Origin of the sequence: Streptomyces polygonati, from assembly GCF_042650325.1 — a bacterium.
Lineage (GTDB): Bacteria > Actinomycetota > Actinomycetes > Streptomycetales > Streptomycetaceae > Actinacidiphila > Actinacidiphila polygonati.
In genome coordinates this window covers 1-24,107 of sequence record NZ_JBHSBB010000007.1, presented here as the reverse complement: position 1 = coordinate 24,107, position 24,107 = coordinate 1, and the positions used below count along the sequence as shown (strand labels likewise).

The 24,107-nt window shown below is 73.1% G+C and carries 26 protein-coding genes and 1 pseudogene; 6 read left to right on the top strand and 21 right to left on the bottom strand.

Annotated features, from left to right (window positions below; genetic code table 11):
• Positions 1-3 precede the first annotated feature (3 nt).
• The 10 genes from ACFO3J_RS06465 to ACFO3J_RS06420 all read right to left on the bottom strand — a co-directional run bounded on the left by ACFO3J_RS06465 (position 4) and on the right by ACFO3J_RS06420 (position 8,021).
• Positions 4-168 carry a hypothetical protein gene (locus ACFO3J_RS06465; RefSeq protein WP_386426997.1) on the bottom strand — a complete coding sequence of 55 codons (165 nt, stop codon included), beginning with the start codon at positions 166-168 and terminating at the stop codon, positions 4-6.
• A gap of 136 nt (positions 169-304) precedes the next feature.
• A complete protein-coding gene (locus ACFO3J_RS06460) occupies positions 305-661 on the bottom strand; it encodes a PRC-barrel domain-containing protein (protein ID WP_386426995.1) in 357 nt (118 codons plus the stop codon).
• A 76-nt stretch (positions 662-737) separates the two neighbouring features.
• Positions 738-2,180 (bottom strand): NADP-dependent phosphogluconate dehydrogenase, encoded by a 1,443-nt coding sequence (gene gndA / locus ACFO3J_RS06455; RefSeq protein ID WP_386426993.1) that lies wholly within the window; start codon positions 2,178-2,180, stop codon positions 738-740.
• Positions 2,181-2,319: 139 nt separating this feature from the next.
• Positions 2,320-2,595 carry a GlsB/YeaQ/YmgE family stress response membrane protein gene (locus ACFO3J_RS06450; RefSeq protein WP_386426991.1) on the bottom strand — a complete coding sequence of 92 codons (276 nt, stop codon included), beginning with the start codon at positions 2,593-2,595 and terminating at the stop codon, positions 2,320-2,322.
• Between the two features lie 182 nt (positions 2,596-2,777).
• On the bottom strand, positions 2,778-3,128 hold the full coding sequence (locus tag ACFO3J_RS06445) for an STAS domain-containing protein (RefSeq protein WP_386426989.1): 351 nt from the start codon (positions 3,126-3,128) through the stop codon (positions 2,778-2,780).
• Positions 3,129-3,259: 131 nt separating this feature from the next.
• Positions 3,260-4,123, bottom strand: coding sequence for a DUF1206 domain-containing protein (locus tag ACFO3J_RS06440; protein ID WP_386426987.1), 864 nt, complete (start codon positions 4,121-4,123; stop codon positions 3,260-3,262).
• Positions 4,124-4,207: 84 nt separating this feature from the next.
• Complete coding sequence (locus ACFO3J_RS06435; RefSeq protein WP_386426985.1) at positions 4,208-4,642, bottom strand: STAS domain-containing protein; 435 nt, start codon at positions 4,640-4,642, stop codon at positions 4,208-4,210.
• 214 nt (positions 4,643-4,856) lie between these two features.
• Positions 4,857-6,518: a PP2C family protein-serine/threonine phosphatase gene (locus tag ACFO3J_RS06430; RefSeq protein ID WP_386426983.1), complete on the bottom strand. Its 1,662-nt coding sequence runs from the start codon at positions 6,516-6,518 to the stop codon at positions 4,857-4,859.
• A gap of 172 nt (positions 6,519-6,690) precedes the next feature.
• A complete protein-coding gene (locus ACFO3J_RS06425; RefSeq protein WP_386426981.1) occupies positions 6,691-6,879 on the bottom strand; it encodes a DUF4236 domain-containing protein in 189 nt (62 codons plus the stop codon).
• A gap of 170 nt (positions 6,880-7,049) precedes the next feature.
• Positions 7,050-8,021: an aldo/keto reductase gene (locus ACFO3J_RS06420; RefSeq protein WP_386426979.1), complete on the bottom strand. Its 972-nt coding sequence runs from the start codon at positions 8,019-8,021 to the stop codon at positions 7,050-7,052.
• A gap of 161 nt (positions 8,022-8,182) precedes the next feature.
• Here ACFO3J_RS06420 and ACFO3J_RS06415 point away from each other — a divergent pair, with 161 nt between their 5' ends.
• Entirely contained in the window at positions 8,183-9,049 is an 867-nt protein-coding gene (locus tag ACFO3J_RS06415) for an aldo/keto reductase (RefSeq protein WP_386426977.1), read from the top strand.
• A gap of 85 nt (positions 9,050-9,134) precedes the next feature.
• On the opposite strand, the gene ACFO3J_RS06410 is transcribed toward ACFO3J_RS06415, so the two are convergent.
• The 3 genes from ACFO3J_RS06410 to ACFO3J_RS06400 all read right to left on the bottom strand — a co-directional run bounded on the left by ACFO3J_RS06410 (position 9,135) and on the right by ACFO3J_RS06400 (position 10,747).
• Positions 9,135-9,545, bottom strand: a complete 411-nt coding sequence (locus tag ACFO3J_RS06410) for an ATP-binding protein (protein ID WP_386426975.1) — start codon at positions 9,543-9,545, stop codon at positions 9,135-9,137.
• Positions 9,546-9,938: 393 nt separating this feature from the next.
• The gene (locus ACFO3J_RS06405) at positions 9,939-10,286 is read right to left on the bottom strand and encodes an STAS domain-containing protein (RefSeq protein WP_386426973.1); all 348 of its coding nucleotides are present in this window, start codon (positions 10,284-10,286) and stop codon (positions 9,939-9,941) included.
• A gap of 98 nt (positions 10,287-10,384) precedes the next feature.
• Positions 10,385-10,747 (bottom strand): STAS domain-containing protein, encoded by a 363-nt coding sequence (locus ACFO3J_RS06400; RefSeq protein WP_386426971.1) that lies wholly within the window; start codon positions 10,745-10,747, stop codon positions 10,385-10,387.
• Positions 10,748-10,973: 226 nt separating this feature from the next.
• Between ACFO3J_RS06400 and ACFO3J_RS06395 the strand changes: the two genes are divergently transcribed.
• Positions 10,974-15,125 carry a SpoIIE family protein phosphatase gene (locus ACFO3J_RS06395; protein WP_386426969.1) on the top strand — a complete coding sequence of 1,384 codons (4,152 nt, stop codon included), beginning with the start codon at positions 10,974-10,976 and terminating at the stop codon, positions 15,123-15,125.
• On the top strand, positions 15,122-15,430 hold the full coding sequence (locus ACFO3J_RS06390) for an STAS domain-containing protein (RefSeq protein ID WP_386426967.1): 309 nt from the start codon (positions 15,122-15,124) through the stop codon (positions 15,428-15,430). The genes ACFO3J_RS06395 and ACFO3J_RS06390 overlap by 4 nt, the downstream gene beginning before the upstream one ends.
• On the opposite strand, the gene ACFO3J_RS06385 is transcribed toward ACFO3J_RS06390, so the two are convergent.
• The 7 genes from ACFO3J_RS06385 to ACFO3J_RS06355 all read right to left on the bottom strand — a co-directional run bounded on the left by ACFO3J_RS06385 (position 15,399) and on the right by ACFO3J_RS06355 (position 22,121).
• Positions 15,399-16,994: a SpoIIE family protein phosphatase gene (locus ACFO3J_RS06385; protein ID WP_386426965.1), complete on the bottom strand. Its 1,596-nt coding sequence runs from the start codon at positions 16,992-16,994 to the stop codon at positions 15,399-15,401. The two genes, ACFO3J_RS06390 and ACFO3J_RS06385, sit on opposite strands and share 32 nt — an antisense overlap.
• A complete protein-coding gene (locus tag ACFO3J_RS06380) occupies positions 16,991-18,829 on the bottom strand; it encodes an ATP-binding response regulator (protein WP_386426963.1) in 1,839 nt (612 codons plus the stop codon). The genes ACFO3J_RS06385 and ACFO3J_RS06380 overlap by 4 nt, the downstream gene beginning before the upstream one ends.
• Positions 18,826-19,869: a SpoIIE family protein phosphatase gene (locus ACFO3J_RS06375; protein ID WP_386427777.1), complete on the bottom strand. Its 1,044-nt coding sequence runs from the start codon at positions 19,867-19,869 to the stop codon at positions 18,826-18,828. Before ACFO3J_RS06375 ends, ACFO3J_RS06380 begins: the two co-directional genes overlap by 4 nt.
• Entirely contained in the window at positions 19,866-20,294 is a 429-nt protein-coding gene (locus ACFO3J_RS06370) for an anti-sigma regulatory factor (protein ID WP_386426961.1), read from the bottom strand. Before ACFO3J_RS06370 ends, ACFO3J_RS06375 begins: the two co-directional genes overlap by 4 nt.
• A complete protein-coding gene (locus ACFO3J_RS06365; protein ID WP_386426959.1) occupies positions 20,291-20,668 on the bottom strand; it encodes an STAS domain-containing protein in 378 nt (125 codons plus the stop codon). Before ACFO3J_RS06365 ends, ACFO3J_RS06370 begins: the two co-directional genes overlap by 4 nt.
• Positions 20,665-21,522, bottom strand: a complete 858-nt coding sequence (locus ACFO3J_RS06360; RefSeq protein ID WP_386426957.1) for an STAS domain-containing protein — start codon at positions 21,520-21,522, stop codon at positions 20,665-20,667. The genes ACFO3J_RS06365 and ACFO3J_RS06360 overlap by 4 nt, the downstream gene beginning before the upstream one ends.
• A 134-nt stretch (positions 21,523-21,656) precedes the next feature.
• Positions 21,657-22,121: an ATP-binding protein gene (locus ACFO3J_RS06355; protein ID WP_386426955.1), complete on the bottom strand. Its 465-nt coding sequence runs from the start codon at positions 22,119-22,121 to the stop codon at positions 21,657-21,659.
• Positions 22,122-22,253: 132 nt separating this feature from the next.
• Here ACFO3J_RS06355 and ACFO3J_RS06350 point away from each other — a divergent pair, with 132 nt between their 5' ends.
• Complete coding sequence (locus tag ACFO3J_RS06350) at positions 22,254-22,601, top strand: STAS domain-containing protein (protein ID WP_386426953.1); 348 nt, start codon at positions 22,254-22,256, stop codon at positions 22,599-22,601.
• Positions 22,602-22,786: 185 nt separating this feature from the next.
• Here the strand turns inward: ACFO3J_RS06350 and ACFO3J_RS06345 are convergent, their stop codons facing one another.
• Complete coding sequence (locus ACFO3J_RS06345) at positions 22,787-23,062, bottom strand: WhiB family transcriptional regulator (RefSeq protein WP_386426949.1); 276 nt, start codon at positions 23,060-23,062, stop codon at positions 22,787-22,789.
• Positions 23,063-23,196: 134 nt separating this feature from the next.
• Between ACFO3J_RS06345 and ACFO3J_RS06340 the strand changes: the two genes are divergently transcribed.
• Both ACFO3J_RS06340 and ACFO3J_RS06335 read left to right on the top strand, forming a co-directional pair.
• Complete coding sequence (locus tag ACFO3J_RS06340) at positions 23,197-23,562, top strand: YkvA family protein (protein WP_386426947.1); 366 nt, start codon at positions 23,197-23,199, stop codon at positions 23,560-23,562.
• Positions 23,563-23,571: 9 nt separating this feature from the next.
• Positions 23,572-24,107 (top strand): annotated as a pseudogene (locus ACFO3J_RS06335) (glycogen debranching enzyme); the annotation flags it as partial.

Genomic DNA, 24,107 nt, shown 5'->3' with positions numbered 1-24,107 from the left:
GTCCTAGCGGACCACGCGCGGCCTGCGGCGCAGCCGCCAGAAACCGTACCCGAGGTCGAGGGCGAAGAGTACGACGCCGATCACGAGCAGATAGCCGAGGCCGCCGGCGACCGCGCCGATCAGGCCGAGCACGATCGCGGCGATGATCAGGAGCAGGAACAGACTCATGGTGCGGTCTCCTTTCCGGGCCGTTACGGCTCGTTCGGACCGGAGCGACGCGCTCCGGCGCGGTTCTGCGGTGGTGCGGTTTCGGGGTGGTGCGGAGCGGCTGAGCGCCGCGGGGTCGCCCCCGCGGCGCCTCCGCTCAGCGGCGGGCGAGTTGACGTGCCCCGTCCGCCCCGGGCTTGTACGGCAGGCCGTAGTGCCGGAAGATCGCCTCCTCGTCCTCGACCGGGAGGACATCGTCCGTTCCGATCGAAGGGGCCGACTTCATCAGCGTTCTGGCATACGGCACGCGCAGGTAGCCCGGTCCGGCGATCACCTCGGCGACCGGTACGAACACCAGCCGGTGCCGGGTGGGAAGACCGATGCGGACCGTCGCCATCGACGGCTGGTCCGTCACGGTGTCCACGTAGATCGCCTCCAGGGCACCGATCTTGTGGCCTTCCTCGTCGACCACGTCGTGGTCGCGCCACTCTCGGAGATCAGCGGGTTGGATCATGGCCGTTCCTCCTGCCGTGGCCGGGTCGGTGTCCCGTTCAGCAGTCGCCTGCCCCGGCTCCGGCCCGGTACGCGCCTCAACCGGCCTTCGTCTCACTGCGATCGCCGCCCCACAAGGTGTGGAAGGTGCCCTCGCGGTCGTCGCGGCGATAGGTGTGGGCGCCGAAGAAGTCGCGCTGTGCCTGGGTGAGGGCGGCCGGCAGCCGCTCGGCGCGCAGCGCGTCGTAGTACGCGAGCGCCGCCGAGAAGCCGGGCACCGGGACGCCGTGCTGCACGGCGGCGGCGACCACGGTCCGCCAGTCCTCCTGGGCGGCGCCGATCTCCTGTGCGAACCGCTCGTCGGACAGCAGGCTGGGCAGGTCCGGGCGGCTCGCGTAGGCGGCCGTGATCCGGTCCAGGAAGGCGGCTCTGATGATGCAGCCGCCGCGCCAGATCGAGGCGATGGCGCCCAGGTCGATGTCCCAGCCGTACTCCTCGCTGCCGGTCTGGATCTGGTGGAAGCCCTGGGTGTACGAGACGATCTTCGACGCGTACAGCGCCTGCTCCACCTGATCGGCGAACCGGGCGGCCGCCTTCTCGTCGAGCGTGGTGCCGCGCGGCCCGGGCAGGTCGCGGGAGGCGGCGCGCAGTTCGGCGTGGCCGGACAGCGAGCGGGCGAAGACCGCCTCGGCGATGCCGGACACCGGCACGCCGAGGTCGAGGGCGACCTGTACGGTCCAGCGCCCGGTGCCCTTCTGCTCGGCCTGGTCGGCGACGACGTCCACGAACGGCTTGCCGGTGGCGGCGTCGGTGTGCGCCAGCACCTCGGCGGTGATCTGGATCAGATAGGAGTCCAGCCGCCCGTCGTTCCAGGTCCGGAAGATCTCCGCGATCTGCGCCGGGGAGTATCCGGCCACCGCCCGCAGCAGGTGGTAGGCCTCGGCGATGAGCTGCATGTCGGCGTACTCGATGCCGTTGTGCACCATCTTGACGAAGTGGCCGGCGCCGTCCGGGCCGATGTGGGTGGTGCAGGGCTTGCCGTCCTTGGCCTTGGCGGCGATCTGCTCCAGCATCGGGCCGAGTGAGCCGTAGGACTCGGCGGAGCCGCCGGGCATGATGGACGGGCCGTTGAGCGCGCCCTCCTCGCCGCCGGAGACGCCGGTGCCGACGAAGTGGATGCCCTGCTCGCGCAGTTCCCGCTCGCGGCGGCGGGTGTCCTCGAAGTGGGCGTTGCCGCCGTCGATGATGACGTCGCCCGATTCGAGCAGCGGGGCGAACTCGGCGATCACCGCGTCGGTGGGCTCGCCGGCCTTCACCATGATCAGCAGCCGCCGGGGCCGCTCCAGGGCCGCGACGAACTCCTCGGCGGTCGTGGTGGGCACGAAATCGCCCTCGTCGCCATGGTCCTTGATCAGGGCGTCGGTCTTGGCCTTGGTGCGGTTGTGCAGGGCCACGGTGAAGCCGTGGCGCGCGAAGTTCCGGGCCAGATTGCTGCCCATCACCGCCAGTCCGGTGACGCCGATGTCCGCCTTCTCAGTCATGCGCAGCTCCTGGGTGCTCCCGCGTCGGCTCCGGTGGTCAGTCTCTCGTCGCCCGGCCCGTCCGGCGCGTTCACCGCGGCCGATCGGGGGGCGGGTCGGGGTGCGGCCCGGGACGCGGGGCCGGTCGCCACGGCCCGGTTCAACGCCGGGAACCTCGTGAGTCGCGGAACACGATGCGGTAGGCGATCAGCAGCACCAGCGCGCCGGCGATGGCCGACAGCCAGGTGGGGCCGTCGAAGAAGTCGTGCCGCACGGGGCGGTCGAGCACCTTGGCGGACAGCCAGCCGCCGACGAACGCTCCGGCGACGCCGAAGAACAAGGTGCCCAGCAGGCCGCCCGGGTCCTTGCCGGGCAGCAGTATCTTCGCGATGCCTCCGGCCAGCAGGCCGAGGATGATCCAACTCACTATTCCCATGCCGGGCTTATGCCCCGCGCCGGTCCGGCTACGCCGCGCCGGGTCGCCCGCCGTGCTTCTCCCGGCAGGGCGGCGCCTTCGGGCGGGCTGTGCGGTCCTCCGGATCCGGCGTCAGGACCGGGTGTCAGGACCGGGTGTCAGGACCGGGTGTCAGGACTGGGTGTCAGGCTGAGGCATCGGGATCAGGCGTCAAGGGCGGCACTCATCGAGCAGGCGATGACGAAGAAGCCCGCCGTGCCCGTCACTTCGAACAACCGTGCAAGTGAGCCGCTGAACGGTCCGGCCAGCACCATGCGGCGCTGCCGGGCGCGGTGCCGGCGCTGCGCCTCCAACAGGACGTGCAGGATGCTGGAGTCCGCGAAGGCGGTGGCCCGCAGGTCGACGACCGTCCGCGCCGCCTCCACCTCTTCGGCCGCGGTCAGCGCCGCGGCGAGTTCCGGCGCGGCCTCGTGGCCGATGTCGCCCTGCACCCGCACCACCACCGCTTCCGGGCCTATGACGTCCGTGACCACCGCACGGGATGCGTCCAGCACTGTCCGTCCCCTTCCCGCGCCCTACGGGCACGTCCGCGAAGCGCCTCCCGCACACCGTCTCCGGGAGGCTGCCGGGCATGGGTCGCGGGGCCGCAGGACCGGCCCCGCTCGTTCCGGTCATGGCCGGCGGGTCACAGCCGGCGCCAGCGGGCCGAGGCGAAGGAGAAGGCGCCGAAGAGCACCAGACCGACCGCCACCGCCACCAGCAGCCAGGGCCCGGCGGCGGTGTGGGCGAAGCTGCGCAGCGTGTCGTCCACCCCCTTGGCCTGGTCCGGGTCATAGCGGACCGCGGCCACCAGGACGAAGACACCGGCTCCGGCGAACACCGTGCCGCGGGCGATACCGCCGCCCATCCCCGAGACGACGACCGCCTCGCGGGTCCGGCGGCCCATCCCGGCGGTCGTCATCTTCTTCAGGAACTTGCGGCGCGCGGCCCGTATCGCGATCATCGCGCCCGCCACCACCAGTCCGCAGCCGGCCACGCCCACCAGCCAGCGGCCGGCCGGCAGGCCGAGCGCGGAGCGCGTCCAGTCCTGGGACTTCTGGTCGCTGCTGCTGGAACCGCCGGAACCGGCGGCGAAGGCGGCCGTTCCCCAGCAGACCGAGCCGTAGAACACGGCCCGGCCGGCGTTCATCAGGCGCTTGCCGGGACGGCCGCCGGCCCCCGTACCGGAGCCCCCTTCGCCGGGTTCATCGGTGCCGATGACGGCCTGCGCCGCCCGCCAGAGCGTCATGCAGGCGAATCCCGCGGCCAGCACCCACAGCATCGCGGTACCGAAGGGCTGGCCGGCGATGGACTGCAACGCGCCTTGGCGGTCGGCCTGTTGGCCGCCGGCGCCGAAGGCGATCCTGATGGCCAGGACGCCGATCAGTACGTAGACGACACCGCGGGCGACAAAGCCCGCCCGTCCGGCGGAGGTCAGCGCCTCGCGCGGTGAACGGCGGGCCGCCGCTCCGGCTGCCCGTCGTCCCTTGGACTGTACGTGCGACGACATCGCGCCAGCCTCCCCTGTTCCGGCGGGCGCCTGATGGTGCCCGGGAGGGGCGTGTGCCCCGCCGCCGCGGGTTCACGCCGGGCGTCAGCCGTTCGGCGGCCCGGCGGAGGGCCGGCGGTCCTGCCGCTGGGCGGTGTCGTCCCGCTCGTCGGACCGATCGGCCGCGTCCACGCCGGCCGCCGCCGGGTCGGCGGTGAGGAACTCCTCGACGCCGGTCAGCTCCAGCAGCCGCTCCAGGGTGCGCGGCCGGTCGTCCAGGTGCAGCCGGACGCCCGCGGCGTCGGTCCGCCGGTGCACCGCGAGCAGCTCGGACAGGCCCATGGAGTCGCAGTCGCCGAGCCGGCCGCAGTCCAGGCGCAGGTCACGGCAGGCGGGATGGGCGGCCAGCGCGGCGTCGACGGCTGCGGGCAGTGCCCCGGCGCTGTCGTAGTCCAGGTCGCCGTCGAGGTGAATGCTCAGCGTGTACGCGTCCACCGCGACGGTGGTGAGGGTCAGCTGATCGATGGGGTGCGTGGTCATACGGGCCTCCCGGTGTGCGGCGCGGGGACGGTACCGGCATGGGGGCGGCTGCCGCCGCCGGGGCCTGCGTTCGCCACCGCTGTCCTCCTCGCCGCCGGCCGGCCTGTCGCCATGACCGTCGATCCGGCCGTCGATCCGGCCGTCGGTACCGCCGTCGATATCGCCGTGTACATCGCCGTCAACATCGCCGTCGCCGCGACGGCTTGCGTCGTTCTCATCCCGTGAACCTGCCCGGTCCGTGTCCTCCCACCGCACTGAGGTGGGTCCCGCGCGGGGCGGTGATCGCCACCGCGGCCATGTCGTCGTGCCGTCCGTCGCCCACCCACCGCGAGGCGAGTGTCATCAGTCGTTCCACCACCGCTTCCGGCGGCCGTCCCGCGACGTGGGACAGGGCCCGGCGCAGCCGGGTCTCCCCGAAGAACTCCCCGCCGCCCGGGCCGCCCCTGGCCTCGGTGATCCCGTCGGTGAAGAGCACGCAGGTCTCCCCCGGCGCCAGCGTGACCGTCTCGGTCCTGGCCGCCACCGTCGGCATCGCGCCGACCAGGGTGCCGCGGGTCGGCACCGCCTCGACCCGGCCGTCGGTCCTGACCACCAGCGGCGCCGGGTGCCCGGCGCTGGTCAGCCGCAGCCGCACATCGGGGCCGTGCCGCGAGGTGGAGGCCAGCAGCAGGGTGGCGAAGCGGGTGTGATGGGAACTCAGCAGCGCCCCGTTGAGCAGGCTCAGCACCCGCTGGTGGTCGCCGGCCAGGGGCAGCAGGGCGTGCAGGGTGTTGCGGATCTTGCCGGTGAGCACGGCCGCGTCCAGGCCCTTGCCGCAGACGTCGCCGAGGACGACCAGTGTCTCGGCGCCCGGTCCCGCGCCGGGGTGCAGGTCGTAGAAGTCGCCGCCGACCCGCTCACCGGGGCGGGCGGCGGCGTACCGGGCGGCGAAGTCCACCCCGCCGACGTGTCCTATCCGAGGCGGCATCAGCTCGCGCATCAGGGTCTCGGTGATCGAGGTCTGCTCGGCAGCCAGGCGGGCGGCGGACATCGCGGCTCCGGCCCGGCCGGCGAACAGCCGGGCGAAGGTCTCCTCGGTGTCGGTGAAGGCGGCGGCGCCGGCCCGGCGCAGCAGGATCAGCGCGCCGGCCGGGGCGCCCTGGCCGGGCAGCGGGGTGACGATGACGGACCCGACCTCGCCGAATCCCGCCGGCACCACCCAGTCGGGGAGGCCGGCCGGATCGGTCCGGCGGGCCGGCCCCGGCGGGAAGCCCCGGAGGGCCTCGGCCAGGCCTGGCACCGCGGCCGGGTCGCCCGCCGCCGCCCGGCTGACCGGCTCGGCGCCGCGCACACAGGAGGCGACCGGCAGCCGGCGGGCGGCGCTCGGGGCCACCACCACCGCGGCGTCGGCCAGATGGGTCGCGGCAAGGCGCGCCGCAACCTCCCCGCACCGCTCCGGGCTCAGCGGGGACACCAGCAGGTCGGACGCCTCGGCCAGGAACGCGGTGCGCTCCCGTTCGACGCTCAACGCGTCCGCCGCCAGGCGCAGTTCGGTGTCGTCCACCAGCCACCACGCCACCGCTCCGGTGGAGTCGGGAGCCGACGGGTGCGCCTCGAAGCTGCGTTCACCCACCGGCCCCTTGACAGGCCGGCCCGCGCCCGCGCCCCGGTCGCCGCCGGTCAGCCGCTGGTGCGCGGTGACCAGCCACGACGGCGCGGCCTCGGTCAGCTCGGCCCCTGCCAGCGCCCGGGGCAGCAGTGTCACCGCCTCGTCGTTGGCCTGGCGGACCACGCCGTCGGCGCCCACGAGCAGCACCGGGAAGGGAGTTCGCTGCCAGGTGGCGCCCGGCGCGGTCTCACCGGCCGGTTCGATGCCTCGTTTCGCGTATACGGTCACCGCACGGGACCCGTACGCGGGACGGGTCCCTTCACCTCTTCAGCCCTCGGAACCGCGGATCTGCCCTCTCGTTCCACCTTGCCGCACCGGTCGCCCGGTGGGCAATGACACCTCCGCCCGCCGCGCCGCGGCCCCTTCCGGGGCGCTCGCGCGGCCGGGCGCGGGCGCCGGCTCAGTGCCGGCGGTCGGTGTGCCGGTAGCCGAAGGGACCCGGCAGGTCGGCGGAGGTGGTGCGGCGTCCGGTGGTGGACCAGGTGCGGTGGGCTCCCTTGCGGCCGAGGGTCAGCGACAAGGACTTGCGGTTCACATTGATCCGCACGCCCGGCAGGATGTGGAACGACTTCCGGAACGTCATCGGCATGGCGGTCTCCTTGGGTTGGCCTGCCGGGACGTCTGCCCCCGGACCGCGTCTTCATACGGCTTCATCGGGTTCGGGGGCGGCAATTGACGGGCCGTCGGGCCGGGCCGGGCCGCCGGGGCGTCCTCAATGCCCGGCCGGGGCCGGCTCCATGGCGCCACCGGCGGGCCGGCTCAGCGGAAGCCGGCCACCGGGTGCGGCGCGTAGGGCGCCTCCAGCAGCCCGACCTCTTCGGCGTCGAGTTCCACGTCGAGCGCGGCCACCGCGTCCTCCAGGTGCTCCGGCTTGGTGACACCGACGATGGGGGCGGTCACCACCGGGTTCTGTCCCAGCCAGGCCAGGGCGACCTGGGCGGCCGGTATGCCGCGCTTCGCCGCGATCTCGGCCACCCGCTCGACGATGATCCGGTCGTCCTCGTGGTAGAGGTTGGCGCCGAACTCGTCGGTCTCGGTGCGGGCGGTCACCGCGTCCCAGGGCCGGGTCAGCCGGCCGCGCGCCAGCGGGCTCCACGGGATGACGCCGATGCCCTGGTCGGCGCACAGCGGCAGCATCTCCCGCTCCTCCTCGCGGTACAGCAGGTTGTAGTGGTTCTGCATGGAGGCGAAGCGGGTCCAGCCGTGCAGCTCGGAGGTGTACAGCGCCTTGGCGAACTGCCAGGAGTGCATCGAGGAGGCACCGATGTAGCGGGCCTTGCCGGCCTTCACCACGTCGTGCAGGGCTTCCAGCGTCTCTTCGAGCGGGGTGTGCGGGTCGAACCGGTGTATCTGGTACAAGTCCACATAATCCACGCCGAGCCGACGCAGACTGTGATCGATCTCACTCATGATCGCCCGCCGCGACAGTCCGCCGCCGTTGGGACCCGGCCGCATCCGGCCGTGCACCTTGGTGGCGATGATCACATCGTCGCGCGCGGCGTAGTCCCGCAGCGCCCGGCCGGTGATCTCCTCGCTGCTGCCGTCGGAGTAGACATTGGCGGTGTCGAAGAAGTTCACCCCGGCTTCCAACGCCTGGCGGATGATCGTACGACTGCTCTCCTCGTCGAGCGACCACCGGTGATTGCCGCGGGCCGACTCCCCGAAACTCATGCAGCCCAGCGAGAGGGCCGACACCTCCAGGCCTGTCGAACCCAGTCGCGTGTACCGCATTTTCGCATGCCTCCTCGAAGGCCGACCGGACGCTGACGCCAGCCGGACGTTCTCATTATGTGTTGATCATCTGTGGGGAATACAGATGGGTCCGCTCCGGCTTTCCTCATCCGGTCCGTGCGGACGAGGACGAACGAAGACGAACGAGGAGTACACCGATCGTGAGCACTGACACACAACAGGCCAAGGCGTCCGGATCGTTTCTGCTGGGCGGCGACCGGCCGGTCACCCGGCTCGGCTACGGCACCATGCAGCTGACCGGCCCCGGGGTCTGGGGGGACCCGAAGGATCCCGAGGAGGCGGTACGGGTCCTGCGCCGGGCGGTCGAGCTCGGCGTCGACTTCATCGACACCGCCGACTCCTACGGGCCGATCGTCGCCGAGCAGTTGATCAAGAAGGCGCTGCATCCCTACGCGGACGACCTGGTGATCGCCACCAAGGCGGGATTCACCCGCTCCGGCCCGGGCGACTGGCGTCCGGTGGGACGGCCCGAGTATCTGCGGCAGCAGGCCGAGATGAGCCTGCGCCACCTCGGCCTCGAGAGGATCGACCTCTTCCAGCTGCACCGCATCGACCCCAAGGTGCCGCTGGCCGAGCAGATAGGCGAGCTGAAGCTGCTCCAGGAGGAAGGGAAGATCCGGCACATCGGGCTGTCCGAGGTGAGCGTCGACCAGCTGGAGCAGTCGCGGGCGATCGCGGAGATCGCCTCCGTGCAGAACCGCTACAACATCGCCGACCGGTCCTCGGAGAAGCTGCTCGACCACAGCGAGGCGCACGGCATCGCCTTCATCCCGTGGTTCCCGCTGGCGACCGGCCAACTGGCCAAGCCCGGCGGTCCGCTGGACACCCTGGCCGAGCGGCACGGCGCCTCGCCGTCCCAGCTGGCGCTTGCCTGGCTGCTGCGGCGCTCCCCGGTGATGCTGCCGATCCCCGGCACCGCCTCGGTCGCGCACGTCGAGGACAACATCGCGGCGGCCGGACTGACGCTGACCGACGAGGAGTTCGCCGAGCTGACGGCCGCGGTCTGACGGGACTGTCTGACGGCGACGGCCCGACAGCCGCGGTCCGTCGGCGCGCACCGGACTGCTCCGGCTGACCCTCCCGTCAGGTGGGTCAGCCGGAGCAGTCCGCCAGCTCGAAGGAGAAGGCCGCGGTCACCGTCTTGCCGTCGGGGCGGGCATGGCTCTCCCACTCGTCGGCCAGCGCCTCTATCAGGGCCATGCCGCGCCCGGACGTCCGCTCGTCGTCGGGTTCCCTGGCGGCCGGCAGCTGCCCGGAGGAGTCGCCGACGCTGACCCGCAGGCAGCGGCCGTCCCAGACCAGCACCACATGGGCGTCGCTGTGCGCGTGCACATGGGCGTTGGTGATCAGCTCGGATACCGCGAGCACCACGTCGTCCGCGGTGTCGGGCGCGCGCTGGGTCCAGCCGAGCATGTCCAGATGTTCGCGGGCCCAGTCACGTCCCGCCTTGACCCCCTGGGAGACAGGGAACGACCTTGCCCAGCCGACGGCCTTCACTGGCATCCCGCTTCCTGTTCATATCGACGCGTATCAGCCCGTATTGACCAGCACCCACCAGCACCCACCAGCACTGCCCCGCATCGACCGGTGTGCACGGCAGGCGCCCGGCCACCGTGCTGGGGGGCAGGGCGGTGGCCGGGCGCGGCCCGGGGGCGCCGGGGGGGTGGGCGCCGCCGGGCGGGGTCCGGCCGTATGCCGGAAATCCGCCGGCCGGACCTGCTCCCCCGCGAGTCCCTTGCGGGGGATGACTTCCGCCTGCCCGACCTTCCGGGCCTCATGCAGCGGTGGCCGGGAGATTTTCCCCGGCGCGCTTCCCGGGCCCGCCGGGGGACCCGCCGACCGGGCCGCGACGCCGCCAACGGGCAAGGCGGCGCGGTGAGATCGGTCACCGCCGGGTCATGCCTCCAGCGCCTGCTCGAAGGTGGCCGCCATGGTGAACAGCTCCGCGGTGCCGGTGACATCGAACAGCCGGCGCACGATGTCGCTGAGCGGCCCGGCCACGATCAGCCGGCCGCCCACCTCGGTGTGGCGGCCCTGCGCGGTGAGCAGCACATGCAGGATCGACGAGTCGGCGAACGGCACCGCCGACAGATCGACGACGGTACGGGCCGGTGTTCGCAGCGCGGCCCGCTCCAGGGTCTCCGCCAGCAGCGGGGCGGAGTCGGCGTCGATCTCGTCGGTGACCCGGACGACGACCGTGTCGCCGTCGGCCAGCACCGTGATCAGCTCCCCCGTTTCCGACACCTTCTCACTCTCCCGTTCGCGAATGGACACACCTGACACAACTGGCACAGCGGATTCAGATGACCCGGGCGAAGATCGGCGGGTCGTGCCCGACGAGATTACCGGGAGCGCCCCGGCACGTCGCGGACGGCTTCGGCCGCCTGCTCAACGGTGTCGTACATCGCGACGATCTGATCGATGCCGACGATCTGGAAGATCCGCGCCAACTCCTGGGTGGTGCCGCACAGCGCGAAGCCGGTGTGCTCGGCCTGGGTGCGGCGGTAGGCCCCGACCAGCGCGGTCAGGCCGGTGGAGTCGCAGTAGGTGACTCCGGACAGGTCGATCACCAGTCCGCCGTCCAGGGCCAGTCCGTCCAGCGTGTGCTGCAGCCGGTGCGCGGTGTGCAGGTCCAGATCTCCTGACACATCGAGAACACACTGGCCGGAGGGCCTGGCCTCCACCGTGAAGGTCAGATCGGACACCGGTGCTCCTCGGGGTCGGCGAGCGGCGGACATCGGCCGTGATCCGGTGGACGGGGTCACGACCTGCACATCATGCTCGTACCCTGAACCCGCCGGTTGGTGCGTCCTCCATACTACGGAGCTGTGGGGCGGCTCGGGGGCGGGGAGACGGGGAAGGCGTCCGTCGGGCCGGGCGCCCAAGGGGCGAGCGCCCGGAATGAAGGCTGCCCGAGATGAAGGCGGGACGATGGTCGGCAGGGAGCAGGACCGGGCGGAACTTCTGTTCCCCGGCGACGGCGAGATGGCCCGGCGGATGCGCGCCTACCCGTGGGCGGACTCACCGATGGGCGAACCGGAGTCCTGGCCGGCCGGGCTGCACACCGCGATACGGATCTGCCTGACCTCGCGGTTCCCGATGATCGTCTGGTGGGGCGCGGAGCTGCGCTTCCTCTACAACGACGCCTATCTCCCGCTGCTGGGCACCAACCACCCGGCGCTGGCCAAGCCCGGCGACCAGGTGTGGCGGGAGATCTGGCACATCATCGGCCCGATGCTGCGGTCGGTGATGGACACCGGGCGGGCCACCTGGTCGGAGGACCTGCTGCTGCCGCTGGTGCGGCACGGCTATCTCGAAGAGACCTACTGGACCTACTCCTACAGCCCGCTGCACGACGACGACGGCGCGGTGCGCGGGGTGTTCACCGCGGTGAGCGACACCACCGAGCGTGTGATCGGCGAGCGTCGGCTGGCGGCGCTGCGCGACCTGGGCTCGCAGGCCGGCAGCGCCCGCAGTGTCACCGAGGCGTGCCAGCTGGTGGCCGCCGCGCTGGACCGGGCCGGGGCCGATGTGCCGTTCGCCGAGATCCATCTGCGCGCGGCGGACGGTGGCGGACCGGAGCCGGCGGCGAGCACGTCCGGCTCCTTCGCCCGGCCGCTGCCGGACGGCGACGGCGGCTGGCCGCTGGCCGAGGTGCTGGGCGGCGGCGGTCCGGTGACGCTCTCCGACGTACGGGAGCGCTTCGGCGAGCTGCCCTCGGGCGGCGGCTGGCAGGCGCCGCCCCGGCAGGCCGTGGTGCTGCCGCTGCCGGGTGAGACGGGGGCGCGCGACGTCGGGGTGATCGTACTGGCGGCCAGCGCCGGGCGGATGCTGGACGACGGCTATCTGTCCTTCCTCAATCTGGTCGCCCAGCAGACCGCCGCGCTGGTCAACGGCGCGGTGGCGTACCAGGTGCAGCAGCGCCGGGCCGAGGAGCTGGCCGAACTCGACCGGGCCAAGACCGCGTTCTTCTCCAACATCAGCCACGAGTTCCGCACCCCGCTGACCTTGATCATGGGTCCGGTGCGGGAACTGCTGGACCACGCGGACGGCCTCGACGCCCCGGTACGCGAGGAGCTGGAGGTGGTCAACCGCAATGGACTGCGGCTCGGCCGGCTGGTCAACGCGCTGCTGGACTTCTCCCGGATCGAGGCCGGCCGGACGCAGGCCCGCTACGAGCCGGTGAACCTGTCGCTGCTGACCGCGGAACTGGCCGGCGTCTTCCGGTCCGCGGTCGAGAAGGCCGGCCTGGACTTCGACGTCCGCACTCCCGAGCTGCCCCAACCCGTCCATCTGGACCGGCAGATGTGGGAGAAGGTGATGCTCAACCTGCTCAGCAACGCGCTGAAGTTCACCTTCGAGGGCCGGATCGGCGTGTCGGTGGCCGCCGAGGACGGCCGGGCCGTGGTGCGGGTCAGCGACACCGGTATCGGGGTGGCCCGCGAGGAGATGCCGCGCCTGTTCGAGCGCTTCCACCGGGTCCGCAGCGCCCGGGCGCGGTCCGACGAGGGCAGCGGCATCGGCCTGGCGCTGGTGCGCGAGCTGGTCGAGCTGCACGGCGGCACGATCACGGCCGACAGCGCCGAGGGCGCCGGCACCACCTTCACCGTCTCGCTCGCCTTCGGCGACGCCCATCTGCCCGCGGCGAACGTGGCGCCGCCGACCGCCGTGCCCACCGGGTCGCGGGGCGTCTCCACAGCCGCCGAGCCGTTCGTGCAGGAGGCTTTGCGCTGGCTGCCGGACATCGGCGACCCCGCGGCGGCGGAGGAGCGGCTGCCGGAGCAGGCCGGCGCCGAGGCGGCCGGCGGGCCCGGCCCCGCCCGGGTGCTGATCGCCGACGACAACGCGGACATGCGCGAGTACCTGGGACGGCTGCTGCGCTCCCGCTACACGGTGGACGCGGTGGGCGACGGCCGCTCCGCGCTGGACGCGGCCCGCGCCGACCCGCCGGACCTGGTGGTCAGCGATGTGATGATGCCCGGCATGGACGGCCTGGAACTGGTGGCCGCGCTGCGGGCCGATCCGCGGACGGCCGGCGTGCCCGTACTGCTGCTGTCGGCGCGGGCGGGCCAGGAGGCGTCCGTGGAGGGCCTGGAGGCCGGCGCCGACGACTATCTGGTCAAGCCGTTCGCGGCCGGCGAGCTGATGGCGCGGGTGCGGGCCAATGTCCAGCTGGCCCGGCTGCGCAACCATCACGCCCGCTGGCGCACCGCGCTCATCGACTCCCTCCAGGAGGGCTTCTTCCTCTGCGACGAGGACGGCGCCGTGCTGGAGATCAACACCGCCTTCGCCGAGGTGCTCGGCTACGGTCCCGAGGCGCTGCCCTACCGGCCGCCGCACCCGTGGTGGCCGGCGGCGGGCGATCCGGCGGCCCGGGAAGTCACCGCGGCGGCGTTCACCAGCGCGCTGACCGGGCCGAGCGGCAACTGCGTGGTGCCGGTCGAGCACCGCGACGGGCGCCGGCTGTGGGCGGCGGTCGCCTACAACGAGGTGCGCGACCCGGAGAGCGGCCGGCGGATGTACGTGGGCACGCTGCGCGATGTCAGCGCCGAGCGGCTCGCGGTGCAGCGGGAGGCGGCGCTCGCCGCGCTGAGCCTGCGGCTGGCCAGGGTGGGCAGTGTGAGCGACGCGCTGAACGAGGCGCTGGAGGAGTTCCGTTCGCTGTGGCGCTCGCCGCGGGCGCTCGCCGTCACCTGGGGCCCGGAGGACGGCGCCGCGGGTCACCCCCGGCTGACCGGCACCACCGCGGGCTGGGCCGAACTGCCGGAGCCGCTGCGGGCCACGCTGCTCGCGCTGCGCGACCGGCAGCCGCTCACCGCGGTGCCGACCGACGACGGGGTCAAGGGCGCGGGCATCACCCTGGAGCATCCCGAGGGGCGGCTGACGATCTGGCTGGAGATCGCGCCGCCGCGGCCGTTCGGCCCCGAGGACCACACGCTGCTGGCACTGCTGTGCGGCACCCTGGGGCCGGCCCTGCACCGGGCGCACCTGTTCGACCAGCAGCGGGAGACATCGGTGGCGCTGCAGCGCGCCATCCTCGGCCCCGGCCGGCTGCCGGCCGGTTTCGCGGCCCGCTACGAGCCGGCCGGCCGGCCGCTGGAGGTGGGCGGCGACTGGTACGACAGCGTGGAGCTGCCGGACGGCCGGATCGCCATCGTGGTGGGCGACTGCGTGGGCCGCGGCCTGCACGCGGCCGCCGTGATGGGGCAGTTGCGCAGCGCCTGCCGGGCGCTGCTCATCCAGTCGATGGGCCCGGCGTCGGCGCTGGAGGCGCTGGACCGCTTCGCGGCGCTGGTGCCGGGCGCCCACTGCGCCACCGTCTTCTGCGGCATCCTCGACCCGGCCGACGGCGAGCTGACGTACAGCAGCGCGGGCCATCCGCCGGGCATCCTGGTCGGCGCCGAGGGCGATGTCCGGCTGCTGGAGGAGGGCCGGTCGCTGCCACTGGCCGTACGCCCCGGCCGGCCGCGTCCCGAGGCGCGGTGCACGGTGCCGCCGCGGGCGACGCTGCTGCTCTACACCGACGGGCTGGTGGAGCGGCGCCGGCTCCCGCTGGACGACGGCATCGCCAGGGCGGGCGCCGCGATCCGCGCGGGGCGGACCGTCGCGGTCGAGGAGCTGGCCTCCGAGGTGCTGTCCCGGATGGCCCCGGCCGGCGGTTACGACGACGACGTGGCGCTGCTGGTCTACCGGCATCCGGGCCCGCTGGAGCTGGCCTTCCCGGCCGAGTCGGGGCAGTTGTCGACGGTCCGGGGCGCGTTGCGCGGCTGGCTGGCCACCTGCGGGCTCAGCCCGCGGCAGGCTCAGGACGTGCTGGTGGCGGCGGGCGAGGCGTGTGCGAACGCGGTGGAGCACGGCCGCAGGGCCGGGCCGGGCGGCCGGGTACGGCTGCTGGCCAGCACGACCGCCGACACGCTGCGGCTGACGGTGACCGACAACGGCAGCTGGAGGACGCCGCGTGCCACTCCGGGGGTGGACCGCGGCCGCGGTATCGCCCTGATGCGGGCGCTGGTGCACCAGGTCGTCATCACCCCGGGCCCGGAGGGCACCACCGTCGACTTCCACACGAGGATCGCGCCATGACATCCACGCTCGGACTCACCACCGGCCGGGGCGCCGACGGCGGCGCGGTGCTCGCCGCGCGCGGCGAGATCGACATGAGCAATGTCGACGCCTTCCGGTCCGCGCTGGCCGAGGCGATCCCGCCGGGCGGCACGCTGCGGGTGGATCTGACCGACGTCGCCTATCTGGACAGCGCGGGTCTGGCGGTGCTGTTCGACCACGCGGCCCGGATCAGCCTGATCGCCGGGGCGCTGCTGGAACCGGTGCTCACCATCTCCGGGCTCACCGAGATCGTCACGGTCGAGATCCCGGAGGAGAGCGCCTGAGCCGCACCGCCAGCAGAGCCACGTCGTCGTTGCCGTCGGGCGGGAAGCGCGCCAGCAGGTGGTCGCAGACGTCCTCCACGTCGGCGGGCGCCTGCGCGAAGGCCTGCCGGAGTTCGGCCAGGCTGTCGGCGATGTCGGTGCCGCGCCGCTCCAGCAGTCCGTCGGTCACCATCACGATCTGCGTGCCCGGCGGCGTGCTCACCCGCCTGGCCGGCGGATGCGGCAGCCCGAGGCCCAGCATCGGCCCGTGCTCGCGGACGAACCAGGTCGTCCCGTCGGGCGCGCGCAGCACCGGCGGCAGATGCCCGGCGTTGGCGATCTGCACGGCGTCGCCGCTCTCGATGAGCATGATGCACAAGGTGGCGCACACATTCGGGTTCAAGGTGTGCAGCAGGTGCTCCAGATGGCCCGCGATGACGTGCGGGGCGTGGCCCTCCAGGGCGTACGCGCGCAGCGCGTGGCGGAGTTCGCCCATCACCACGGCCGCGTCCAGCGAGTGCCCCGCCACGTCGCCGACGGCGACGATCAGTCCGTCCCGGACGGTCAGGGCCTCGTAGAAGTCGCCGCCGATCTCGGTGGTCTCGCTGGCCGGCAGATAGCGCACGGCCAGTTCGGCGCGGTCGGTCGCGGGCAGCGACACCGGCAGGAAGGTCCGCTGCAAGGTCAGCGCCAGCGTGTGCTCCTCGCTGTACGACCGCAGCGCCTCCAGTGACAGCGCGCTGGCGTGGGCGAGCTGGGTGAGCAGTTCGTGGTCGTCGGCGGTCAGTCCGGCGTCCGGCACCGCGATGCACAGCGGGGCCCGGCCCGCCTTGACCCTGGCCAGCGCCACCGCGAGCGCCGGGGTGTCGTCGGTGGCCGGTGTGATGTGCACCCGTACCCCGGTGTCGGCGCCCAGCGGATGGGACTGGAGGAGTGCCGGGACACCGGCCGCCGGCGGTTCGGTGACGGTGACCGGCTGGCCGGCCCCGCCGGCCGCCTGGACCAGTCCGCCCTGCGGCGCGGTGAGCAGCACCCTGGCCGCGGCGCCGAAGATTCCGGCGGCGCCGAGCGCGGTGCCCCGGGCCAGGGCGGCGGCGTCGCCGGCCCCGTACAGCGCCAGGGTGGCCCGGTTGAGGCCGCCCAGGCGCTCGGCGAGGGTCTCGGCGCGGCGGCGGGCGCGGGCGTAGCGCAAGGTGGCGGTGACGGTGGCCAGCAGCTCGTCGGGGGCGATCGGTTCGGTCAGATACGCGTCGGCGCCGCGGTTCAGGCCCTGTGCCCGGTCGGTGACGCTGATCGCGGACGCGGAGATGTGGATGACCGGCACGGAGGCGGTGTGCGGGTCGGCCTTGACCCGCTCGCACACGTCGAAGCCGGTCATGTCCGGCAGCCGTACGTCGACGATGGCCGCCTCCGGCAGCGGCTCGGCGGTGTGCAGCAGGGCCAGCGCCCCGGTGCCGTCCTCGGCCTCCAGCACCACGTGGCCGGCCCGGCGCAGGCAGGCGGACAGGATGTAGCGGTTGGTGGGATTGTCGTCCACCACGAGGATCAGGGCCGGTTCGGTGTCGGCCGCGGCGTAGGCCTTCACGGCCGGTCCCCGTCCTGCGGGCGGTGGCCGTCCGAGGACCGGTGCAGCACGCCGGCCAGCCGGCCGGGTGTGAGGTGGATCTTGCCCAGCACGGCCCGGGCGTGCGCCAGCCGCGACCGGTCGAGCCCGTCGTGGTCGGTGGCGGTGAGCACCACGACCGGGACCGACGCCAGCGCCCGGTCCCGCGCGAGGTGTTCCAGCAGCTGGTAGCCGTCCGGCGGTGACATCGACAGGTCGAGCAGGACGGCGTCGGGCCGCTCGCGGCGTACGGCGGCCATCGCCTCGGCGCTGTCGGCCACTTCGGTGACCGTATGGGCCAGCCGGGACAGCACCGGCCGCAAGGTGGCCAGGAAGGCGGGGTCGTCGTCGATGACCACCAGCGAGCCGAGCAGCGGAAGGCCCGTGCCGTCCTCGTCGTCGAGGCCGGCGCCGGCGGCCGTCCCCGCGTCGGCGTCCGCGGCGGCGGCCGGTCCGGACAGCGGGCTGCGGGTCCTGGCGGGGAGTTCGACCACCACGCGGGTGCCCTCGCCGAGGGTGCTGGCCAGGGACAGCCGGCCGCCGAGCAGTTCGGTGAGCTTGCGGGCGTAGGGCAGGCCGAGGCCGGTCCCCGCCACGGCGCGCTGGTGCGGGCCGCGCACCTGGTAGAACTCCTCGAAGACCCGTTCCTGCTGGTCGGCGGGGATACCGACCCCGGTGTCGGTGATGGTGAAGACGTACCAGGGCCGGCCGCTGCGGTTCTCGCAGCCGACCGCCAGCCGTACCTCGCCGGTCTCGGTGTACTTCAGGCTGTTGGACAGGACGTTGCGCAGCACCCGGGTGAGCATCACCTCGTCGGTGACCAGCGGCTCCCCGTGGGCGCCGTCGGGGATGACCAGGGTGACGCCGGGTCTGGCGGTGCTGCGCAGGGTGCCGCGCAGCTGGTGCAGCAGCGAGCGCAGATCGGTGTCGACGAGTTCGGGCTCCAGCCGGCCGGATTCGGCCTTGGCCACGTCGAGCAGTTCCTCGACCAGGGCCAGCAGCGTGCTGCCCGAGGCCGCGATCAGCGCGACCTGCTGCCGCTGCTCGGCGGTGAGCGGGTCGGCGCCCGGCCCCAGCAGCAGCCGGGTCAGGCCGATCACCGCGTTGACCGGGGAGCGCAGCTCATGGCTGACATTGGCCCAGAACCGGGTCTTGGACTCGCTGACCAGGCTGAGCTGGCGGGTCTTCTCCTCCAGCTCGGCGTAGAGCGCGACCACACCGCTGTTGGTCTCCTCCAGTTCCTTGGACAGCTCGGAGTACAGCGCCACGACGCCCTGATTGGTCTCCTCCAGCTCGGTGTTCAGCCGCTGGAGCTCCTCCTGGTGGGCGCGGGCCTGCTGCAGCGCGGCCAGCAGGTCGTGGTTCTGGTTGCGCAACTCCTCGCTCATGCTGACACCGCTCAGTCCGACCAGTTCGTCCCGGGCCCGGGCGGCCAGTTCCGCCGGCGGCTCGGAAGTGGGGGGAAGATGCTGCCCCAGGAGCAGCGCCGGGCGCTCGCCGGGGGTCCACACGCACTGGTCGAGCAGCCGCTCGGCCGCGTGCAGGATGTCGGGGGACGGCGTCGCGTCCCCGGTCCACTCGAAGCGCACGGTGACCCGAGGTGGTTCGGTGGCCACCAAGGCGAGCCGGCCGGTGAGGCCGGGGGCGCCGTGCAGGTCGCGGCCGACCTCGCTGAGCACAGTGGTGAGCCGTACCGTCTCGGCGTGCGGCAGTCCGAGCAGCCGGAACGCCGCCTGCGCGTCGCGGCGCAGCGCGAACACCTCGCGCTCACCGCGCAGCAGCAGGGTGAGGACCACCAGCGGGTCGCCGGACGTCATGCGTCCACCTTGACCACCACGATTCCCGCGTCGTCGCCGCGGGTGCCGGCCTGCCACAGCAGCTGGCCGGCGATCAGCACCGGGCCGTGCGCGAGCAGGCCGGGGAAGTCGGCCGGGACCCAGCGGTTGCTCAGCCCGTCCGAGTGCAGCACCAGCGCCGAGCCGGGGGGCAGGTCCGCCTCGAAGGTCTGCAGCCGGGAGATGCTGTGGCCGACGATCCCCGGGGTGGACAGCAGGGTCTGCCGGGACTGCGCGCCGAGCACGAATCCGCTGATGTTGCCCGCCCCGGACAGGGTGACCCGGCGCCGGGCGCGGTCCACCCGGGCCACCGCGACGGCCGCGCCGCGCGAGCCCTTGAGCCGGACGTGCAGATCCCGCACGATCCCGGCCGGATCGGTGGCCCGGCTCTCCCGGAAGGCCAGCCGGGCGGTGTCCGCGACCCGGGCGGCCAGCGGGCCGTGCCCCAGGCCGTCGCACATCATCACCAGGGTGTCGACGACACCGTCGGCGGTGGTCTCCTCGCGGGCCGCCCAGGTGTCCCCGCACAGTTCCTCGCCGCTGATCGGCCGGGTCAGCCCGCCGACCTCCGGATGCGCGGCGGCCTGCGGCGCCCCGGCCTCGCGCGGGTAGAAGCGCGCCAGCAGCGCGGTGCCGCGGCCGGGCAGCGAGTGGATGCCGAACACGTCGGCGAGCCGGTTGATGGCGCCCAGGCCGAGGCCCAGGGTGCCGCCGGTGGAGTGGCCGTCCATGAGCGCGGCCCGGATGTCGCCGATGCCGGGCCCGCTGTCCAGGGCGAGGAACTCCACCCCGGCGCGGACCCCCTGGCGCTCGATCCGCAGCGCCAGCGCCCCGTCGTCGCTGTGCCGCTGCAGATTGGTGGCCGCCTCGGTGACGGCCAGCGCGAGGTCGTTGGCGCGGCCCTGGCCCAGCCCGATCCGGTCGGCGAGCAGGGCGGCCTCGCGGCGGGCCGCCGAGGGCATCGCCTCGCCGACCCGCAGCCACACCACGTCCCCCGCCTCGGTCACGGCGCCGGTGTTCATCTCGCCCACTTGGTGACGGTGACCGTGGTGCCCTTGCCGACCTCGGAGACCAGGTCGAACTCGTCGCTGAGCCGGCGGGCGCCGCTCAGCCCCAGCCCCATGCCCTTGCCGGACGACCATCCGTCGGTGAGCGCGAGGTCCAGGTCGGGGATGCCCGGTCCCCGGTCCCGGAACTGCACCCGTACGCCCTGCTTGAGGCTGCGCCGCACCAGGCTGCCGCGCATGCTCCCGCCGCCGCCGTAGGACAGCGTGTTGCGGGCCAGTTCGCTGGCCGCGGTGACCAGCTTCGTCTGGTCGACCAGCGAGAGCTTGGCCTGCTGGGCCAGGACGCGGACCGCCTGCCGGGCCTTCACCACGTCGGCGCTCTCGGCGATGGTCAGCTCCTGTACCGAGGACTCCTCGGCCGGGTCCTGCTCCGCCTTCACGGCCGGACCGTTGGGTTGTCCTGGGCGATCTTGAGCTGGTCGAGTCCCTGCTCCAGATTGAGCGCGGTGCGCACCCCGCCCAGCGAGAGGCCGAGTTCGACCAGGGTCATCGCGACCGCCGGGCGCATGCCGACGACGACCGTCTCGGCGCCCAGGACCCGGGAGATCGCCGCGATGGTGGCCAGCATCCGGCCGACGAAGGAGTCGACGATCTCCAGCGCCGAGATGTCGATCACCACGCCGTGCGCGCCGGTCCCGACGATCCGCTCGGACAGATCCTCCTGGAGGTCGAGCACCATCTGGTCCTCCAGGTCGATCTGGATGGAGACCAGCAGGACGTCGCCGATCTTCAGGATCGGCACGCGGTCGGTCATACCAGGCCTCCGGACCGGGCGACGGCGGCCTTCTGCCGGTCGATCTGGTTCAGGGCGTGCCGCAGCGCGTCGGCGAGGGTGGCCTTGGTGGCGATGTCGCCGAACTCGATGCCGAGCGCGACGATGGTCTGCGCGATCTGCGGGCGGATACCGGAGATGGTGACCTCGGCGCCCATCATCCGCGCGGCCACCACGGTCTTCAGCAGGTGCTGGGCGACCTGGGTGTCCACCGCGGGCACACCGGTGATGTCGATGATCGCGTGGGTGGAGTTGAGATCGATCAGCGACTGGAGCAGCTTCTCCATCACCACCTGGGTGCGCGCCGAGTCCAGCGTGCCGACCAGCGGCACACCGACCACGCCGTCCCAGAGCTTGACCACCGGGGTGGACAGCTCCAGCAGTTGCTCGGCCTGGGCCGCGATGATCTCCTCGCGGGTCTTGGCGTGCGTCTCCACCGTGTACAGCCCGAGGTCGTCCAGCGCCCGGAAGAACTGGAGGTAGGCGGTCACGTCCGCCCCGTCCTCGGCCAGTACCGGCTCCAGGACCTCCTTGAGGGCGAAGACGCCGAAGGCGGTCTCGGTGGGGCTGAATCCCCGCCGGGCGCGGTTGCGCGAGAGTTCGGCGAGCAGCCCGCGGGTCTCGGCGAAGTGCTCGCCGCGGGTGGACAGACCACCCTGGGCGACGGCCGCGGTGACGGCGTCGTAGACCTCGGTCAGTTCGCGTTCCGCCTCGGCCGCGGTGAGCCGGCCCGCCAGGGTCGTGGTGACGGTCGTGACCCAGCGCGCGATCAACTCGTCCCGCCGGTCGGTCAGGAGGCCTGCCAGCCTCGGCGTCAGTGTGTCCTTGTCCGCCATGTCGCGCCCCTCCGTGGTGATCGCGGCCCGATGCGCCCCGATGCAGCCCCTGAGGCTACGGCACAAGCCGCACCGGACAGCAGGGCAGGTGTTCGGGGGGCGTCGCCGCGGGTCCCGCCCGATCGTGCGCCCAGCTATACGTCGAACGGTCCGATCGGTCCGAGCGCGATCGTCACGGTGATCCGCTTCCCGACCGGCTCGCGGCGTACGTCGAAGCCGTCGGCGACCGCGAAGACGATCTCCAGGCCGTGCTGGCCGATCCGGCCGGGTTCGGCGGCCCGCGCGATCGGCAGCACCGTGTTGGTGTCCCAGACGGTGATCTCCAGGACCGGGCCGCGGATCTCCAGGTTGAGCGCGCACGGCCCGGGAGCGTACTTGAAGGCGTTGGTCACCAGTTCGCTGACCACCAGCTGGGCGTCCGCGTCGGCCTGCGCGGGGACCACGGCGGCGTGCTCGTCGCGCGCCCGCGCCAGGAAGGCGGCGGCGAAGGAGCGCGCCTGGGCGATGGCCCCGGTCTGCCCGTCGTAGGCCGCCCCGGCCCAGATGCCCTGCCCCGCCGACCCACGCCGGTCGCGCCCGGCCGCCGTCCCTGTTTCCATCGTCGCTGCCCCTGTCCGGTCGCCGTGCACGACCGATCGACCGCCTACCCGTAGGAAGCCGCGCCACACACCTGCGGCTCCATGATTCTCCGGCGGCTCCGGGCGGACCGAACATTCGTGCATACTTCCGCCATGCCCACGCATGGTGATTCCCCTCAGAGCGGCCCGGCCGCCCGTCCGGTGCCGGTGGTGGCGGCACACGGCGACCTCGACATCGAGAACCTCGGGCCGCTCCGGCAGGCGCTGGAGACGGCGGCCGAAGGGCCCGCGGTCGTGCTCGACGCCAGCGGCGTCACCTTCGCCGACTCCAGTTTCCTGTCCGTGCTGCTGGGAGTGCGGCAGCTCACCGACCTGCGGGTGGCGGGCGCGCCGCCGCAGGTGCTGCGACTGCTGGAGATCACCGGCGCGGACCGGATCATCCCGCTCTACCCGAGCGTGGCCGAGGCGGAGAAGGCCGGCCGTACGGACCCGGTCGACTGACGGACCCGGTCGGCTGACAGCCTCGGGCCCGCGGCCGGCCGGTGCGTGCTCCCGCGCGCAGCGGGCAAACGACCGCTGACATCCGGGACGCCGCGTCGGGCGCGGGAAGAGCGCGGGAAGAGAAAGAGGACGCCATGGAGGCCGGTGCGGGCGCCCAGCGGTCCGGCGGCGGGCGCCGTCCGCCGTCACCCGCCATCGCGACTCGCCTGGCCGGCCGCGGCCGAACGCCGGCGCCCGGTGCGGCGCCTGATGGTCCGTCGCTCCTCCTCCGTCGTACCGCCCCACACCCCGCTGGTGTTCGCCGAGTCGAGGGCGTCGCTCAGGCAGGTCTGCTTGACCGGGCAGCGGGCGCAGATCTCCTTGGCGCGCTGCACTTGCAGATTGGCCGAGCCGGACTGGCCGACGGGGAAGAAGAGTTCGGGGTCCTCGGTTCGACAGGCAGCCTGTTCTTGCCAGCTCACGGGGCACCGCCTTTCATCGGTGGTCAACGCCGGACGGGGCGCGGTTCTCAGCGCCGTACCGTGGCGCCTGCCCCCTCAGACGCTCGGTCAACGCAAGGATTCGGTCGGGAAACGACGAAGGATGGTGGAGGACCGTGCGCAAGACACAGGACATCAAGACCGTGGCGGTACCGGACCGGGTGCGCGCCGGCCGCTCCGCGTGGGGTCTGTACCGCGAGACGCGCCGTCCGGGGGCGCCCGGGCTGCTGCGCCGGCTGTTCGCGACGCCGGGGCTGATCGTCTCGGTGCTGCTCGGCCGTTATCCGGGCCTGTCCCGGGGCAAGTTGGTGCTGTTCGCGGCGCTCGCGGCGATCTACGTCGTCTCGCCGGTGGACGCGATACCGGACTTCATCCCGGTGCTGGGCTGGACCGACGACGGCGCGGTCGCGCTGTGGTTCCTCACCGGAATCGTCCGCGAGTCGGGCCGCTATGTGGAATGGCGGTCCCTGCGGCGCCGTTAGGGTCGCAGAATGCAGCAATGGACCGGCCATCCGTTTCCCCTCGGCGCCTCCTATGACGGCGGGGGAACGAATTTCGCGCTGTTCTCGGAGGTCGCCGAGAAGGTCGAACTCGCCCTGATCGACGACTCCGGGCGTGAGGAGCGCGTCACCCTGGACGAGGTGGACGGATTCATCCGGCACGCGTATCTGCCGGGGGTGGGTCCGGGGCAGCGGTACGGCTTCCGGGTGCACGGTCCGTACGATCCGGCGCGGGGACACCGGTGCAATCCGGCGAAGCTGCTGCTGGACCCGTACGCCAAGGCCGTCGACGGCCAGGCCGACGGCCACCCGTCGCTGCTCGGCTACCTCCCGGACGACCCGGATCTGCCCAGCACCGAGGACGATCTGCGGCACGCGCTGCTCGGCGTGGTCGCGGACCAGGCCTTCGACTGGGAAGGCGACACCCAACTGAAGCGGCCCTACCACGAGTCGGTGATGTACGAGGCGCATGTGCGGGGGTTGACGCGGCGTCATCCGGGGGTGCCGGAGGGGTTGCGGGGGACGTA

What these genes read in the sequence shown, in the direction of transcription:
- ACFO3J_RS06435 (WP_386426985.1), bottom strand. Translation starts at nt 4,642, where the DNA reads ATGACCACGCACCCCATCGATCAGCTGACCCTCACCACCGTCGCGGTG.
- ACFO3J_RS06465 (WP_386426997.1), bottom strand. Translation starts at nt 168, where the DNA reads ATGAGTCTGTTCCTGCTCCTGATCATCGCCGCGATCGTGCTCGGCCTG.
- ACFO3J_RS06460 (WP_386426995.1), bottom strand. Translation starts at nt 661, where the DNA reads ATGATCCAACCCGCTGATCTCCGAGAGTGGCGCGACCACGACGTGGTC.
- ACFO3J_RS06380 (WP_386426963.1), bottom strand. Translation starts at nt 18,829, where the DNA reads ATGACGTCCGGCGACCCGCTGGTGGTCCTCACCCTGCTGCTGCGCGGT.
- ACFO3J_RS06375 (WP_386427777.1), bottom strand. Translation starts at nt 19,869, where the DNA reads ATGAACACCGGCGCCGTGACCGAGGCGGGGGACGTGGTGTGGCTGCGG.
- ACFO3J_RS06410 (WP_386426975.1), bottom strand. Translation starts at nt 9,545, where the DNA reads ATGCCAGTGAAGGCCGTCGGCTGGGCAAGGTCGTTCCCTGTCTCCCAG.
- ACFO3J_RS06350 (WP_386426953.1), top strand. Translation starts at nt 22,254, where the DNA reads ATGCCCACGCATGGTGATTCCCCTCAGAGCGGCCCGGCCGCCCGTCCG.
- ACFO3J_RS06450 (WP_386426991.1), bottom strand. Translation starts at nt 2,595, where the DNA reads ATGGGAATAGTGAGTTGGATCATCCTCGGCCTGCTGGCCGGAGGCATC.
- ACFO3J_RS06425 (WP_386426981.1), bottom strand. Translation starts at nt 6,879, where the DNA reads ATGCCGATGACGTTCCGGAAGTCGTTCCACATCCTGCCGGGCGTGCGG.
- ACFO3J_RS06440 (WP_386426987.1), bottom strand. Translation starts at nt 4,123, where the DNA reads ATGTCGTCGCACGTACAGTCCAAGGGACGACGGGCAGCCGGAGCGGCG.
- ACFO3J_RS06395 (WP_386426969.1), top strand. Translation starts at nt 10,974, where the DNA reads ATGGTCGGCAGGGAGCAGGACCGGGCGGAACTTCTGTTCCCCGGCGAC.
- ACFO3J_RS06355 (WP_386426955.1), bottom strand. Translation starts at nt 22,121, where the DNA reads ATGGAAACAGGGACGGCGGCCGGGCGCGACCGGCGTGGGTCGGCGGGG.
- ACFO3J_RS06365 (WP_386426959.1), bottom strand. Translation starts at nt 20,668, where the DNA reads ATGACCGACCGCGTGCCGATCCTGAAGATCGGCGACGTCCTGCTGGTC.
- ACFO3J_RS06360 (WP_386426957.1), bottom strand. Translation starts at nt 21,522, where the DNA reads ATGGCGGACAAGGACACACTGACGCCGAGGCTGGCAGGCCTCCTGACC.
- ACFO3J_RS06390 (WP_386426967.1), top strand. Translation starts at nt 15,122, where the DNA reads ATGACATCCACGCTCGGACTCACCACCGGCCGGGGCGCCGACGGCGGC.
- gndA (WP_386426993.1), bottom strand. Translation starts at nt 2,180, where the DNA reads ATGACTGAGAAGGCGGACATCGGCGTCACCGGACTGGCGGTGATGGGC.
- ACFO3J_RS06420 (WP_386426979.1), bottom strand. Translation starts at nt 8,021, where the DNA reads ATGCGGTACACGCGACTGGGTTCGACAGGCCTGGAGGTGTCGGCCCTC.